General features: G+C 70.1%; 14 protein-coding genes. 4 read left to right on the top strand and 10 right to left on the bottom strand.

Translation table 11 applies throughout. The features are described from left to right. The first annotated feature begins 66 nt into the window (after nucleotides 1–66). Complete coding sequence (locus tag OG453_RS24665) at nucleotides 67–1,068, top strand: helix-turn-helix domain-containing protein (RefSeq protein ID WP_266870647.1); 1,002 nt, start codon at nucleotides 67–69, stop codon at nucleotides 1,066–1,068. On the opposite strand, the gene OG453_RS24660 is transcribed toward OG453_RS24665, so the two are convergent. The 10 genes from OG453_RS24660 to OG453_RS24615 form a co-directional block, all read right to left on the bottom strand. Beyond that, nucleotides 1,022–2,383 carry a cytochrome P450 gene (locus OG453_RS24660; protein ID WP_266870646.1) on the bottom strand — a complete coding sequence of 454 codons (1,362 nt, stop codon included), beginning with the start codon at nucleotides 2,381–2,383 and terminating at the stop codon, nucleotides 1,022–1,024. The two genes, OG453_RS24665 and OG453_RS24660, sit on opposite strands and share 47 nt — an antisense overlap. After that, nucleotides 2,380–3,519 (bottom strand): epi-isozizaene synthase, encoded by a 1,140-nt coding sequence (cyc1, locus tag OG453_RS24655; protein WP_323178666.1) that lies wholly within the window; start codon nucleotides 3,517–3,519, stop codon nucleotides 2,380–2,382. Before cyc1 ends, OG453_RS24660 begins: the two co-directional genes overlap by 4 nt. Before the next feature lie 302 nt (nucleotides 3,520–3,821). Further along, on the bottom strand, nucleotides 3,822–4,472 hold the full coding sequence (def, locus tag OG453_RS24650) for a peptide deformylase (protein WP_266870643.1): 651 nt from the start codon (nucleotides 4,470–4,472) through the stop codon (nucleotides 3,822–3,824). Nucleotides 4,473–4,536: 64 nt separating this feature from the next. Next, on the bottom strand, nucleotides 4,537–5,517 hold the full coding sequence (locus OG453_RS24645) for a hypothetical protein (RefSeq protein ID WP_266870642.1): 981 nt from the start codon (nucleotides 5,515–5,517) through the stop codon (nucleotides 4,537–4,539). Between the two features lie 157 nt (nucleotides 5,518–5,674). Further along, on the bottom strand, nucleotides 5,675–6,880 hold the full coding sequence (locus OG453_RS24640; protein ID WP_266870641.1) for an HD-GYP domain-containing protein: 1,206 nt from the start codon (nucleotides 6,878–6,880) through the stop codon (nucleotides 5,675–5,677). Nucleotides 6,881–7,002: 122 nt separating this feature from the next. Next, nucleotides 7,003–8,346, bottom strand: a complete 1,344-nt coding sequence (locus tag OG453_RS24635; protein WP_266870640.1) for an HD-GYP domain-containing protein — start codon at nucleotides 8,344–8,346, stop codon at nucleotides 7,003–7,005. Between the two features lie 194 nt (nucleotides 8,347–8,540). After that, nucleotides 8,541–8,831, bottom strand: coding sequence for a mycothiol system anti-sigma-R factor (gene rsrA, locus OG453_RS24630; RefSeq protein ID WP_135334984.1), 291 nt, complete (start codon nucleotides 8,829–8,831; stop codon nucleotides 8,541–8,543). Next, complete coding sequence (locus OG453_RS24625) at nucleotides 8,828–9,496, bottom strand: sigma-70 family RNA polymerase sigma factor (RefSeq protein ID WP_249587852.1); 669 nt, start codon at nucleotides 9,494–9,496, stop codon at nucleotides 8,828–8,830. Before OG453_RS24625 ends, rsrA begins: the two co-directional genes overlap by 4 nt. 221 nt (nucleotides 9,497–9,717) lie before the next feature. Continuing rightward, on the bottom strand, nucleotides 9,718–10,383 hold the full coding sequence (locus tag OG453_RS24620) for an alpha/beta family hydrolase (protein ID WP_266870638.1): 666 nt from the start codon (nucleotides 10,381–10,383) through the stop codon (nucleotides 9,718–9,720). 1 nt (nucleotide 10,384) lies between these two features. Continuing rightward, nucleotides 10,385–11,200, bottom strand: coding sequence for an SOS response-associated peptidase (locus OG453_RS24615; RefSeq protein WP_266870637.1), 816 nt, complete (start codon nucleotides 11,198–11,200; stop codon nucleotides 10,385–10,387). Nucleotides 11,201–11,249: 49 nt separating this feature from the next. On the opposite strand from OG453_RS24615, the gene OG453_RS24610 reads away from it, so the two are divergent. The 3 genes from OG453_RS24610 (at nucleotide 11,250) to rsgA (ending at nucleotide 14,461) form a co-directional block, all read left to right on the top strand. Beyond that, nucleotides 11,250–11,972: a M50 family metallopeptidase gene (locus OG453_RS24610; protein ID WP_266870636.1), complete on the top strand. Its 723-nt coding sequence runs from the start codon at nucleotides 11,250–11,252 to the stop codon at nucleotides 11,970–11,972. Nucleotides 11,973–12,094: 122 nt separating this feature from the next. Continuing rightward, the gene (gene aroA, locus OG453_RS24605) at nucleotides 12,095–13,435 is read left to right on the top strand and encodes a 3-phosphoshikimate 1-carboxyvinyltransferase (protein WP_266870635.1); all 1,341 of its coding nucleotides are present in this window, start codon (nucleotides 12,095–12,097) and stop codon (nucleotides 13,433–13,435) included. A gap of 15 nt (nucleotides 13,436–13,450) precedes the next feature. Then, nucleotides 13,451–14,461 (top strand): ribosome small subunit-dependent GTPase A, encoded by a 1,011-nt coding sequence (rsgA, locus tag OG453_RS24600; protein WP_266870634.1) that lies wholly within the window; start codon nucleotides 13,451–13,453, stop codon nucleotides 14,459–14,461. Nucleotides 14,462–14,485 lie beyond the last annotated feature (24 nt).

Genomic DNA, 14,485 nt, shown 5'->3' with positions numbered 1-14,485 from the left:
CCGGCGTGAGTGGCAGGACTGTCACACACCATCGACTTCCTGCCAAGGTCGCGGCACACTGCGTACATGCTGAAAAACGTGGCCGTCGTGCTGCTCGACGGCGTCAATCCCTTTGAACTCGGCGTCGTCTGCGAGGTGTTCGGCCTCGACCGGAGCGACGAGGGCCTTCCCGTGTACGACTTCGCGGTGGTCGCCGCGGAGAGCGGGGTGCTGAGCAACCACGCGGGGTTCTCGATCACCACGCCGTACGGCCTCGACCGCCTGGAGGAGGCCGACCTCATCGCCGTGCCGGCAGGACAGTCGTTCGTGGGCCGCGACTATCCCGAGGATCTGCTCGCCGCGCTGCGCCGCGCGGTGGACCGCGGCGCCCGCGTCCTGTCCGTCTGCTCCGGCGTCTTCGTGCTCGGCGCCGCGGGACTGCTCGACGGGCGTCGCTGCGCCGTGCACTGGCAGCACTCCAGGGAGCTCGCGGTGCGCTACCCGCGGGCGCACGTCGAGCCCGATGTGCTGTACGTGGACGAGGGTTCCGTCGTCACATCGGCGGGGACCGCCGCCGGGATCGACGCCTGCCTGCACATCGTGCGCCGGGAACACGGCACCGAGGTCGCCAACGCCATCGCCCGGCGCATGGTCGTACCGCCCCATCGCGACGGCGGCCAGGCGCAGTTCGTGGCGCGGCCGCTGCCGCGCACGGCGTGCGACACCGTCGGCGGGGTGCTCGCCTGGATGGAGCGCCACCTCGACACGGAGATCACCGTCGAGCGGCTCGCCGAGCGCGCCCACATGTCGCCGCGCACCTTCGCGCGCCGCTTCCAGCAGGAGACGGGCACCACGCCCTACCGCTGGCTCCTTCGCCAACGGGTGTTGCTTGCACAGGAGTTGCTGGAGGGTTCGGACGAGACGGTGGACGCGATCGCCGGGCGTGCCGGTTTCGGCAACGCCGCGGCGATGCGCCACCAGTTCCTGAGGGCGCTCGGCACCACGCCGAACGCCTACCGCCGCACCTTCCGCGGACCGGCGGTCAGCGCCGCTCGGCGCGAAGGACCAGACGCTTCGGATGCAGCGTGATGCCGATCTTCGTTCCGGTGTCGGTCTCCGGGACGGGCGAGAGGTGCCACCTCGGGGCCACCGTCGCCAGGATGATGGCGAGTTCGGCCAACGAGAAGTGGTCGCCCGGGCACTTTCGGTTACCGACGCTGAACGGCATCATCGCGAACTCCGGTACGTCACCTGCGCGTTCCGGATTCCAGCGGTCCGGGTCGAACTCCAGATGCCGCTCGAAGGACCGCGGATCGCGCTGCATCGCGTACACGCTGTACACGATGTCGGCGTCGGCCGGAATGCGGTAGCCGCCGAGGTTCGTTTCGGCTACGGACCTGCGCGTGAATATCCAAGCGGCAGGTCGTATACGCATGGCCTCGGTGACGACATTCCGGGTGTGCGGCAGGTTCTTGAGGTCCGCGAATGTGATCTCCCGGCCCGGCGCGACGGAATTTACCTCTTCAACCAACCGCCTTTCCTGCTCCGGGTGTTCGGTGAGCAGTTGGAACGTCCACGCCAGGGTCGACGCGACATTCTCGGCGCCCGCGACGACAAGCGAGACCACATGGTCGTGGACCTCCTGGTCGCCGAGCGGCTGACCCGTTTCATCGCGCGCCCGAAGCATTTCGGCCAGCAGGTCCTGCTGGCCCGAATCATTCGCCCGGCGTTCGGTGATGATCTCGTCGACCAGCGCGTGCAGATCGTCGAGCGCGTTCTGGAAGCGGCGGTTGCCCTGGGTCGGCACGCGGTAGAGCGGCCCGACCGAGAGGATCATCCGCCGGTAGAGCCCCTCGAAGACGGTGTGCAGCGAATCGGCGATGCGGTCCGCCTTCTCGCCGATCGATTCGACCTCCAGGAGCGAGCGGGAGACGATGCGCACGGCGGTGCGGAACATCTCCGCGCTGATGTCGACCGTACGGCCGTGGTCCCAGCGCGCCGCCGTGGCGCGCGCCTCCTCCTCCATCACCTTGGCGTAGTCGGCGATCCGCTCGGGCCTGAACGCGGGCTGCATCATGCGCCGTTGACGCCGGTGCAGCTTGCCGTTGCTGGTCGCAACGCCCTTGCCGAGCAGCACTTCGAGGGTGTCCCAGAGCGGTCCACCGACGATGTACTCCGGACTCTTGAGCATCTGCCCGACCAGCTCCGGATCGCAGACCGCGTACGCCGTCTTGGGTCCTAGCCTGATGCGTACGAGATCACCATGGTCCCGCAGCGCGGTCAGGAAGCCGAGCGGGTCGCGGATCAGGTGCCAGGCGTGACCGATGAGCGGTGCGCCGCCGCCGACGAGCGGCGGCTCCGATCCGGACGCGGCGGGCGCGGGTATCGTGGATTCGACGCTCATTCTTCACCTACCAGTTCGTTTTCGGCCATGGGCTTTTCCACCAGCTGGTTTTCCGTGACGTAGGGAGGCATGGACCTGTCGTCCCAGCTGTCCACGCGATAGCGGCCGGATTCATGGTGGAACCAATAAACGGAAGAGAACCAGTTCCGCATATTGAAGACGCATGATTCAAGGGCTTCCCCGAGCTCTCGGCCCTTTTCGGATCCGTCCGCCAATTTATCGGCGAGCAGCAGGACTTCCTCCTCGGCCACGAGGAAATCCGCGACGCACTGACTGACGCGCCTGTGGACTTCCCTCACCGCCTCTTCGAGCGTTAATCCCTCGTGCTGTATGAGGCTGATCCCGAGATTGTGCAGTTCATCTCCCGCGAGTTCTTTGGGGAGCGAGCACAGATCGTTGTACCAGGCGGAGAAATCCTGGGTCGCAAGCGCCGCCCGCCGGTATGCGGGATGTTTCCTTATCGCCCGCGGCAGTTCGTACCGCGCGGTGGGCTCCAGGAGGTCGATCCACGCCCAGTGCGCGAACGTCAGCCGGCGCAGTTCAATGTACGCCTCGACGGGCGGCACCGTCCCGCAGCGCCGGTTCCTGAACTCCTGGTCGTACGCCTCGATCACGGGGTGGAAGTGCCTGGCGAAGCGTGCGTTCCAGCTGGGGCCCAGGAACGCGTACAGCCGTCGCACACAGTCCGCGAAGCCGGAGACCAACGGATCCCTGTGGTGCAGATACTCCTCCGGGTCGTTGAGGGCGCCATGCAGGCCCCGGCACAGCCGCCGCCACTGGGCCGCCCTGCCGTGCACCGAGTCCCGGTCGTGCCGGTCGTCCCACGCGAAGAACCAGCTGCTGAGGTCGGCTATGGCGGTGAGCAACTCGTCGGGCGCGCCAATGTAGTAGCCCGCCACCAGATCGGTGTAGCAGAGGCTGTCCGCGTACCGCTCGACCTTGTCAGGAGGCATCAGCCGCATTTCGCGCAGCCATGTCCTGGACTTCTCCTGAAGCTTGGGCCAATACGGATGCAGACGGCGAGGAAACGCTGCTTCGATCACCGGAACGGCCAGCGCCGGTGGTACCGATACCGTCTGCGCGTGTGGCCTCGTGCACGGCTGTTTCTGTGATGTGCTTCCGGAATATGCACGCACGAACAAACCCCTCTCAGCCGCCTGGTGACGCACGCCCCTCCCGCCGTACCGGGCGCGCGCCGTTGCGTATCCCCGCGCTTTCCATTCAGCACCACAACTGACCGTTCAGGGAACAGATTTGCGCCATTCACTACCCCCCAGTGCCGAGAGAATCCCCTTATGTGACTGAATATGGATCACGAGCAGCTGGTTTTGCTCGCACATGCGAACGGCTCATGCGAACGGCCCCCGGTCGGGAGGGAGTTCCCGACCAGGGGCCGCTCGTGTCACGCGGTTCCCACGCCTCTCAGGCGTCGCGCGTGTCAGTCATTGGCCACCACGGGGTAGCGCGGAGTGCCCTCTTCCATCTGCCGCAGCGCGTCCTTGCGGTCCCGCTTGGAGAGGCGGTCGATGTAGAGGTAGCCGTACAGGTGGTCCGTCTCGTGCTGCAGGCAGCGCGAGAAGTAGCCCGTGCCGCGCACCTTGATCGGGTTGCCCTTCTCGTCCTGCCCGGTCACCTCGGCGTAGTCGGGGCGGGCCAGCTCCGCGTACGCGGTGGGGACGGAGAGGCAGCCCTCGTTCGACTCGTCGAGCTGACGGCGGTCGGCGGGCAGCTCCTGCAGGACCGGGTTGCAGACGACACCGACGTGCCGCGTGCCCTCGTCGTCCATGCAGTCGTAGACGAAGACCTTCAGGTCCACGCCGATCTGGTTGGCGGCCAGGCCCACGCCCTCGGCGGTCCGCTGGCTGGCGAACATGTCGTCGACGAGCTTGGCCAGCTCGTCGTCGAAGGCGGTGACGTCCTTGCACTCCTTGTGCAGCACAGGGTTGCCGACGACCGTGATGGGCCGTGCCGTGCCCCGCTCGCGGTAGGCCGTCTCCCGCTCCTCGCAGTCCTCCGTGTCGATGACGAAGCCCTCGTCGCCGACGGGAAGCACCCCGCCCGAGGCCTGCTGCTCAGTGTCCTGCGCCATTGTCCGACGTACGCCTTCCTGGGATCCCACAAGAGATGGTGCCCGTACAGCCTACGGGCACCGGTCAGCAGACCTCTTCCAGATCCCGCCAGTCACGGGAGTCCGGGCTGTCCGCGACCCAGCCGTCGAGCAGCCCGCGCACCAGGGCGGCGGGCGCCGCGATGCCGCACTCCCGCTCGGGCACCCACAGGGCGCCGGGGCTGCGGTGGCCGAGCGGCCCGGGATGGCCCGGCTCGCTGTGGTCGTGCGGGTCCAGGTGCTCGCCGTCGCCCTCGTCGCTCGGCATCCGGCTCTCGGAGCACATCCGGCAGAGCAGCCGTACGGACGAGGACCAGTCCTCGGCGGCGAAGCCCGCGTCGGCGGCGAGCTTCTCCAGGGCGTCCCGGTCGTCCTCGGTGCCGGCCTCCAGGAGAACCACCCAGGTGGGGACCGGTGAGGGCGCCCACAGCTCGATCTCGTCGAAGACCGGGTAGGAGTGCCCGGCCGCCGTCGAACGCTCGCCGTGCGGTACGCCGTCGTGCAGCACGACCTCGCCCCAGCGGCGCCCGGAGGACGGCAGCGGAATGGAGAGCACCTCTATCCGCGCGGGGTCGAGCCTGCGCCCCCACACCACCTCGGCCTCACCCTCGGGCGAAAGGCGCACCGCGGCGCTGCCCAGGTCCATGCCGGTCGGCTCACCGGAGGCGGCGACACCGCCAGGAACGCGCAGCCCGTACGCCTGCCAGGCGCGGCGGGCAAGCGGCCAGTCCTGCAGGGCGGTGGCGGCGATCCCCACGTTCCACCAGTCGGGGGCGCCGGCGGACCGGTCGAGCAGCGCGACGGCCCGCAGGCCCGCGGCCCGCGCCTGCTCCCAGTCGTGCCGGAACTTGTGGAGCAGCGCGAGATTGAACCAGGACTCCGAGAGCCAGGGCTCCAGATCCGCCGCGCGGGTAAGGAGCGCGCCCGCGTCCTCGTACCGCCCGTCGCCGATCAGCGTGAAGGCGCGGTCGGTGGCCTGCCGCCATGAGGCGGAGGGCCGGTGCCGTCCCTTGCCGAAGATCCTCACGATTCCCGCCTGCCAGTTACTGAGTTCCAGAGATCCTGCTGTGTTCGAGGGCCTCTTCGCATCCAACCACGTACGGTCGGACGACCGCTCATTACCCATGGGTTACCCAGCGGGCACGCGGTCACGCCCGCCCGCCCGGAGCCCCTGCGGGACACGGCTATTTCCCCCTCGCGAGCACCCTGGCCAGGGCTTCCACGACCTCCGGCTGATAGTCGTGGCCGGTGGCGAGGCGCAGCCGTTCCAGGGCGTTGAGCGGGCCTCCCGGCCCTTCTCCCCGCGCCATCTCGTCGTATGCGTTCGCCGTCCGCACGATACGGGCGGTGAGCGGCTGGTCGCGGTACGGATCCGCCTGCCGCTCCACGACCACGGCGACGTCCCCGTCCACCCCCGTCTGCCGCACCACGGCGCCCCCGAGCAGGGCGATGCGCCGCTGCTCCGCCTCCGGCAGGGCGGCCGTCGCCCCCGCGGGCACCGGGTCGAGCAGGGAGAGCTGCCCGATGTCGTGCATCAGCGCCGCGTGCTCCAGGACGGCGAGGTCCGGCTCCAGGAGCCCCAGCTCGCGCCCCACCGCCCTGCTGAGCGCGGCGACGCGGCGTGCGTGGCCCGGCGGGGTGTACCCGGCGATCTCGGTGGCCCGGGCCAGCGAGGCGATGGTCTGCCGATATGTGGTCCGCACGGCGGCGTACCGGCGGAAGGACAGCTGGGTGAGCAGCAGCGGGAGGCTGAACACGGGGAGCGCCCAGAGCCCCGCGACGGCGACCGCGAGCGCCATGACGGCCCCCGTCGCGCACACCGCGGACCCGATGCCGAGCATGGCCCGCAGCTCGTCCCGCAGGATCGGCCCGAACGGCCACCCCGTGCGGGCGTGCGCCATGGCCGCGGCGAGCACGGCGTCGCAGAGGGCGGTCAGGGCGAGCAGCCCGACGATGAACGCGGCGAAGGCGGGCCCCTTGCCCACCCACTCCTCCAACTTCCCCGAGTTGTACAGCGGCTGGAAGCACACCGCCGCGAACCCGACGGTCAGCACCCGCCGGGCCACATGGTCAAGGGCGGGCCCCTTGCCGAGCGCCACATGCGGTACGGCGCCGACGAGCGCGGCGGCGACCACGACGGCGATCACCTGCAGCACGCCGTGATGCGTGGCCCGCCCGCCGATCTCCCCGAGCAACGCGTACGCGAGAGCCCCCGCGGCCCCGAGCGGCGCGGGCTCCCGATCACTCCCCCCGGCCGTCCACCGGGCAAGCTCCCCCACAGCGACAAGCCCTCCAAAGGCAAGCGCGACGCCACCTTCGGTGACGCCGTGCCAGAGGGTGAGGGCGAGGGCGATGAGGGTGAGGATGCCCGCGGCGCCATAAACAACCACCGTCGTCCCCGTTGTGGGCAGGCGTTCCGCACGGCGAGTGGGGTCTCCCCTGCTCGAGCGAAGCCGAGAGCTTGGGGAAGGGTGGGCAGAACGCCAACTGCCGGGTTCCGACGAAGCGGCGCTCACCGCGCTGCCGAACCCGGTGCCGCCGGAACACCGGGAGCCCCCCGCCGGGGAGACGGCACACCCCCGGCGACATCAGCAGTCACCTCCGGATTCCACCCATACCGCTCCAGCGCCCGCTGCAACGCGGAAACCATCACAGGATCGAACTGCACCCCCGCGCAGCGGGACAACTCGGCGAGGGCGGCATCGACAGGCCGCCCTCGCCGGTAGGACCTGGTGGACGTCATGGCGTCAAACGCGTCCGCAACAGCCACCACCCGCGCAAACTCCGGAATCTGCCGCCCCACAAGCCCGTAGGGATACCCGCTCCCGTCGATCCGCTCGTGGTGATGCAGGATCGCCGCCCGCGCCTCCCCCAGGAACCCGATCCCGCGCACCATCTCGTGTCCGTACTCGGGATGCAGCTCGATGACCCGCCGCTCCTCGGGTGTCAGCGGCCCGTCCTTGCGCAACAGCCGCGTCGGCACGCCGAGTTTGCCGACGTCGTGCAGGATCCCGGCGAACCGCAGGCTCTCCACCCGCTCGTCCGTCATGCCGAGCTCGCGGGCGATCATCACGGAGGCCCGCCCCACCCGCTCGCTGTGCCCGCGGGTGTACCGGTCCTTGATGTCGACGGCCTGCACGAGCGCACGGATCGTGGCCTGGTGGGCGGCCCGCTCGCGGTGGTACTGCGCGAACACCCAGCAGGAGACGCCCATCGGAAGCAGCACGAGGAGCGCGGCGAGCGGCCCGTAGGGGCTGCGCCACAGCACGGCCATCATCAGCCCGGCGAGCCCGTGCACCGCGACGGGCGCGAACGACCGCAGGAAGAGCCCCCGCCACGCGGCCCGCACCGGCACCCGTTCCGCCGTCGCCAGGATGCCGCCGTCCAGGACGGTCAGTACGCCGGAGAAGGCGATGACGGCGGCCGCCGCGGGCGCGAGCGCGTACGGAAAATCGGCCGCGGCCACCGCGGCGGGCCCGCCGCACGCCCCGTACACCCGGGCCGACGCCCAGGCGGCCAGGGCGAGTTGAGCGGCGCGCCAGATTCTGCGCACCCACCGGGGCCGCCGCTCCACGCGGGCGAGCAGCGCTCCCGGCAGCGCGACGAGCGCCGCGCCTGCGGGCGGCAGCAGGAACACGGCGGCGAGCAGCACCGGGAAGAACGTGCCGAGGCCGCCCGGCGCGCGGCGGCCGATGACCCGGCACCGCGAGGCCTGCTCGCACCCGGCGTAGAGCACGGCGAGCAGCGCGACGGCGGCCCACGGCGTGCGCGCGCTCAGCGCGGGCGCTGCACAGGCCGCGGCGCCCAGGGCGACGCACAGGATGTAGGCGCGGGCCCACGGAGCGATGGACCGCATGGCACTGTCTCCTCCCCGTGAACCCCATGATCAAGTTCCGAATGACCAAGTTCCGAGGTCCGGAGAGTAGAACGACTACCCCCCACTCCGAGCCCCGCGTGCGGAAATTGGCACGTACGAGTGACAGTGGACAGAAAGAAAGCAGGCCGTGACGCGTTTCCGTCACGGCCTGCCAACGATCAACTACAGGAAGCTCAGGCTTCCGTCACATCATGCTCCGGCACTGCCTCGCCCGAGCGGATCAGATCGATCCGGCCCATGACCTTGGCCCGCAGGTCGACGGGCACGTCGTCGTGGCCGCAGCAGCGCTTCACCAGCTTCTTGACCGCCTGCTCAAGGCCGTACTTCTCCAGGCACGGAGAGCACTCCTCGAAGTGCGTCTCGAACTTGGTGCAGTCACTGTCCGGCATCTCACGGTCCAGGAACTCGTACAAATGGTCCAGGACTTCACTGCAATCCGTCTCGTGCGGCTCTCCGCAGCTCATGAGCCTGAGCCTTTCGCTTCGTTCGACGACTCTGACGCGGCGCCGGCGGGGACGAGGCCGCGGTCGCGGGCGTAGTCCTCGAGCATGCCGCGCAGTTGGCGACGGCCGCGGTGCAACCGGGACATCACCGTACCGATGGGTGTCCCCATAATGTCCGCGATCTCCTTGTACGCAAAGCCCTCTACGTCGGCCAGATAGACGGCGATGCGGAATTCCTCGGGGATCGCCTGCAGCGCGGACTTCACGTCCGAGTCGGGCAGGTGGTCCAGCGCCTGCGACTCGGCCGAGCGCAGACCGGTGGACATGTGCGACTCGGCGCGTGCGAGCTGCCAGTCCTCGATCTCCTCGGCGGCGCTGCGCTGGGGCTCGCGCTGCTTCTTGCGGTACGAGTTGATGAACGTGTTGGTGAGGATGCGGTACAGCCACGCCTTGAGGTTGGTGCCCTCACGGAACTGGTGGAACGACGCGTACGCCTTCGCGTAGGTCTCCTGCACCAGATCCTCCGCGTCCGCCGGGTTGCGCGTCATGCGCAGCGCCGCCGAGTACATCTGGTCGAGGAAGCCCAAGGCGTCCCGCTCGAAGCGGGCCGTGCGCTCCGCCTGCGTCTCCTCGGGCTGCGCCTGGCCGTTCTCGGCCCCTGCGTCGGTCCCAGTGACCGGACCCACCTCCTCCAAAGACGTGGTGAGACCGAATGCAGCCCCACTCGAATCGGAGGATAGACGACGATCCGGTACCGCCGCCGCTCGAATAGGAGCGGTCTTGGGTGCGCTCAGCACCGTCCACTCCAGGTCAGAGGCACTGGTGCGGCTCGGGCAGATGGTCGAACCCATGCGGCGGACTTCCTCTCGTACGAACAGCGTTTAACGTCTGTTCGGCACAACAGAGGTCACGCACCCAACATTCCCGTCCACCGTGTGACGCCATCCGTGATGATCCTCATGGCCTCGGCCTCGTCGATCGGGGCGCGCTTGGGGATCGCGAACCCGTGGTCTCCGAAGGGCACCTCCACCAATTCGTACGTCCCCTCGGGGAACTCGGCGGGCTTCCCGAAGGAGTCGTTGCCGCCCTGCACGACGAGGGTGGGCACCCCGGCGCCGAGCAGCTCGTCGGCGCGTGACTTCTCCGGCTTGCCCGGCGGGTGCAGCGGGAAGCTGAGGGCGAGCACGGCGACGGCGCCGAGTTCGGTGGCGGTGCGGCAGGCGACGCGGGCCCCCGCGCTGCGGCCGCCCGCGATCACCGGGAGACCGGGCTTGGTGAGCGCGGGCCACAGGCCCCGCCATCCGACGTCCAGCGTCTTCGGCGCGGGCGCCACCTTCTTGCCCGCGACCCGCCAGGGCTGCTCGACGAGGGCGACGCTCACGCCGTGCGCGGGCAGGGCGGCGGCGATGGCCTTCAGGTCGCGCGCCTCGATGCCGCCGCCGGCGCCGTGGCTGAGGGCCAGCACCAGCCGGGCCTTGCTCTTGGGCGCGGGGTGCCAGGTGATGCGCGCGTCACCGGCGTCCGTCGATGCGATCTCACTCTTGGTCACACTCTTGGTCACACTCTTGGTCACATCAGAAGAGTGTGCCTTCTTCGGGCCCCTCCAGCTCCTTCAGCAGCTCCGGGCCGTTGTTGCGTACGTTGCTGACCGCCGTCGACACCGGGTAGGCCCGCATCAGTCCGTGCGGCGGCGGCTCCAGGAGCGGCCGCAGGTCGTCGACGTCCGTCCGGGACGGGTCGAGCCAGGCGCCCCAGCGGTCCGGCGTCAGCATCAGCGGCATCCGCGGGTGGATGTCGGCCAGCGAGCGCGGACCCTCCTTCGGCGCGACCGCCAGGGGTGTGGCCTCCGCCTCCGTGGTGATGACGGTGCAGGTCACCCACCAGGCCAGGGGGTGCTCGTCGGGCAGCGTCTTGTCCCGCCAGAATTCGTAGAGCCCGGCCATGGCGAAGACCGAGCCGTCGGCCGGCGTCACGAAGTACGGCTGCTTGCGCGGCCGCTTCTTCTTGCCCTCGACCTCCAGCTCCCGCTCGCCGGCGGCGGTGACCCACTCGTAGTAGCCGTCCGCCGGGATGACGCAGCGGCGGGCGGCGAAGGCCCGGCGGTAGGAGGGCTTCTCGTACACGGTCTCGGCGCGCGCGTTGATCATCCGGGCGCCGCCCTCGGGCGTCTTGGCCCAGGACGGCACGAGGCCCCACTTGAGCGTGCGCAGCTGGCGAACCGGGCGGCGGTCATCGGCGTCTTTCAGTGGGCGGTCAAGGACCGCGTAGACCTCTTTGGTGGGGGCCACGTTGAAATCGGGGGCGAGCGCCTCCTCGGGCTCCCACTTCTCGATCTCAAAGATTCCTGCGAGATCCTCGGGCCTACGACTCGATGCATACCGTCCGCACATACGTGCCAGACTGCCAGACCCCGTACGTCAGAAGGAGCCGGTCGAAGCAATGCAGAGCACCGCGAACGCCAGCCTGGCCGACCTCTGGGACCGGGTCTTCGGGACGCAGGCCGCCCCGGACGAGTGGCTCGTCATCGTGACCGGCGTCGTCGCCCTCGCCGTCGTCGTCCCGCACGGCGTCTGGCGGCTCGCCCGCAACGCGATCACCATCGCGCACGAAGGCGGCCACGGCCTGATCGCCCTGCTGACCGGGCGCCGCCTCGACGGCATCCGGCTGCACTCCGACACCAGCGGCCTCACCGTCAGCCGCGGCAAGCCCACCGGCATCGGCATGATCCTCACCGCAGCGGCGGGCTACACCGCGCCGCCGCTGCTCGGCCTCGGCGGCGCCGCGCTGCTCGCCGCGGACCGCATCACGGCCTTCCTGTGGATCGCCACGGCGCTGCTCATCGCGATGCTGGTGATGATCCGCAACGCGTACGGCGCCCTCACCGTGATCATCACCGGCGGCGCCTTCCTACTGGTCTCCTGGCTGACCAGCTCGCAGGTGCAGGCGGCGTTCGCGTACGTGGTGGTGTGGTTCCTGCTCCTTGGCGGCGTACGTCCCGCCTTCGAGCTGCAGTCCAAGCGCAGGCGCGGTGGCGCGGGCGACTCGGACGCGGACCAGCTGTCGCGGCTCACGCATGTCCCGGCGGGGATGTGGCTCTTCCTCTTCCACGCCGTCTCACTGTGCTCACTGATAGGCGGAGGGCGCTGGCTGCTCGGTCTGTGAGAAATCCTGCGGGGATCTGAGAGGTCCCGCAGGGCTCTGGCCTCTACCAGTTCTCTGTTTCGCCTGGGTTTCACCACATTTGATCAAGATCCGGCGTCACCGTCAGCCACTAAAGTGTGGGCATGACCGTGAACCCAGCGCACAGCACCCTCTGGCCAGCCCCGCACGCGAGCGGAGCCGTCGCCGCGACGGTCCATGTGCCCGGGTCCAAATCGGTCACCAACCGCGCCCTCGTCCTCGCCGCCCTCGCCGCCGAGCCGGGCTGGCTCCGCCGCCCGCTGCGCTCCCGCGACACGCTCCTGATGGCGGGCGCCCTGCGCGCCATGGGCGTCGGCATCGAGGAGACCGTGTCGTCCAGCTCCTCCGTCGCGGGCGGCCCCGACGGTTCCGGCGAGGCCTGGCGCGTGATCCCCTCCGGTCTGCACGGCCCGGCCACGGTCGACGTCGGCAACGCGGGCACGGTCATGCGCTTCCTGCCGCCGGTCGCGGCCCTGGCCGACGGCCCGATCCGCTTCGACGGCGACCCCCGTTCCTACGAGCGTCCGCTGCACGGCGTGATCGACGGCCTGCGCGCCCTCGGCGCCCGTATCGACGACGACAGCCGCGGCGCCCTCCCGCTGACCGTGCACGGCGGCGGTGGCATCGACGGCGGCGCGGTCGAGATCGACGCCTCCTCGTCATCGCAGTTCGTGAGCGCCCTGCTGCTCTCGGGCCCGCGCTTCAACCAGGGCGTCGAGGTCCGGCACACCGGCTCCGCGCTGCCCTCCATGCCGCACATCCGGATGACCGTCGACATGCTCCGCGCGATCGGCGCCCAGGTGGACACCCCGGAGTCGGGCGGCGAGCCGAACGTGTGGCGGGTCACCCCCGGCGCGCTGCTCGGCCGCGATCTGACCGTCGAGCCCGACCTCTCCAACGCCCAGCCGTTCCTGGCGGCGGCCCTGGTCACCGGCGGCACGGTCACGATCCCCGACTGGCCCGCGCACACCACGCAGCCCGGCGACGCGCTGCGCCAGATCTTCACGGAGATGGGCGGCTCCTGCGAGCTGACCGAGCAGGGCCTGGTGTTCACCGGCTCCGGCTCGATCCACGGCATCGACGTGGACCTGAGCGAGGTCGGCGAGCTCACCCCCGGCATCGCGGCCGTCGCGGCCCTGGCCGACTCCCCCTCGACGCTGCGCGGCGTCGCCCACCTGCGCCTGCACGAGACGGACCGCCTGGCCGCGCTCACCAAGGAGATCAACGAACTGGGCGGTGACGTCACGGAGACCGCCGACGGTCTGCACATCCGCCCGCGCCGGCTGCACGGCGGGATCTTCCACACGTACGACGACCACCGCATGGCCACCGCGGGCGCCATCATCGGCCTCGCCGTGGAGGACGTACAGATCGAGAATGTCGCGACGACGGCGAAGACGCTGCCCGACTTCCCCGACCTGTGGACCGGAATGCTCGGGAACTGACGGGCTGATCCAGACATGCGCCGCTACGGAAAGAACCCCGACGAGGACGACATCCGCGTCCGCCCCAACCGCAAGGGCAACCGCCCCCGCACCCACATCAGGCCCAAGCACGAAGACGCGTCGGACGGCATGGTCCTCACCGTCGACCGGGGGCGTCTGACGGTCCTGGTCGACGACCGGATCGTGATGGCCATGAAGGCCCGCGAACTGGGCCGCAAGGCAGCGGTGGTGGGCGACCGGGTCGCGCTCGTCGGTGACCTCTCCGGCAAGAAGGACACCCTCGCGCGGATCGTGCGCATCGAGCCGCGCACCTCGGTCCTGCGGCGCACGGCCGACGACGACGACCCGTACGAGCGGGTGGTCGTCGCCAACGCCGACCAGCTCGCCATCGTCACCGCCCTCGCCGATCCGGAGCCGCGCACGCGCTTGATCGACCGCTGCATCGTGGCGGCGTACGACGGCGGTCTCACGCCGCTCCTCGTCCTGACCAAGTCCGACCTGGCGTCCGCCGACAAGATCCTGGAGACCTACTCCACGCTCGACATGCCCTATGTCGTCACCAGCCGCGAGGAGTTCACCGACGGCGCGGAGCTCGCCCGGGTGCACGAGGTGCTCGACGGCAAGATCACCGCGTTCGTCGGCCACTCCGGAGTGGGCAAGACGACGCTGGTGAACGCGCTGGTCCCCGAAGACCGCAGGCGCTCGACCGGCCTTGTCAACGCCGTCACGGGCCGCGGCAGGCACACCACCACGTCCGCCCTCGCGCTGCCCCTCGAAGGCTCCGACAGCTGGGTCATCGACACTCCGGGCGTACGGTCCTTCGGCCTCCACCACGTCGACCCGTCCCGCGTCATCCTCGCCTTCCCGGACCTGGTGCCGGGCACGGAGGGCTGCCCGCGCGCGTGCAGCCACGACGAGCAGGACTGCGCCCTGGACCAGTGGGTGACGGACGGGCACGCGGATCCCGCGCGCCTCTACTCACTGCGCAGGCTGCTCGCGACGCGGGAGCGACGCGACGGCGACTGACCTCACCGTTGTTTGCGCCCCGGG

The sequence above is a fragment of the Streptomyces sp. NBC_01381 genome, from assembly GCF_026340305.1.
Taxonomy (GTDB): Bacteria; Actinomycetota; Actinomycetes; order Streptomycetales; family Streptomycetaceae; genus Streptomyces.
The sequence above is the reverse complement of the archived record's forward strand: the minus strand, read 5'-3'. Positions and strand labels throughout refer to the sequence as shown.

Excerpts from the sequence above, each read along its gene's own strand:
- aroA (WP_266870635.1), top strand. The coding sequence starts at position 12,095 with ATGACCGTGAACCCAGCGCACAGCACCCTCTGGCCAGCCCCGCACGCG.
- OG453_RS24615 (WP_266870637.1), bottom strand. The coding sequence starts at position 11,200 with ATGTGCGGACGGTATGCATCGAGTCGTAGGCCCGAGGATCTCGCAGGA.
- OG453_RS24660 (WP_266870646.1), bottom strand. The coding sequence starts at position 2,383 with ATGAGCGTCGAATCCACGATACCCGCGCCCGCCGCGTCCGGATCGGAG.
- OG453_RS24665 (WP_266870647.1), top strand. The coding sequence starts at position 67 with ATGCTGAAAAACGTGGCCGTCGTGCTGCTCGACGGCGTCAATCCCTTT.
- rsgA (WP_266870634.1), top strand. The coding sequence starts at position 13,451 with ATGCGCCGCTACGGAAAGAACCCCGACGAGGACGACATCCGCGTCCGC.
- def (WP_266870643.1), bottom strand. The coding sequence starts at position 4,472 with ATGGCGCAGGACACTGAGCAGCAGGCCTCGGGCGGGGTGCTTCCCGTC.
- OG453_RS24635 (WP_266870640.1), bottom strand. The coding sequence starts at position 8,346 with ATGCGGTCCATCGCTCCGTGGGCCCGCGCCTACATCCTGTGCGTCGCC.
- rsrA (WP_135334984.1), bottom strand. The coding sequence starts at position 8,831 with ATGAGCTGCGGAGAGCCGCACGAGACGGATTGCAGTGAAGTCCTGGAC.
- OG453_RS24610 (WP_266870636.1), top strand. The coding sequence starts at position 11,250 with ATGCAGAGCACCGCGAACGCCAGCCTGGCCGACCTCTGGGACCGGGTC.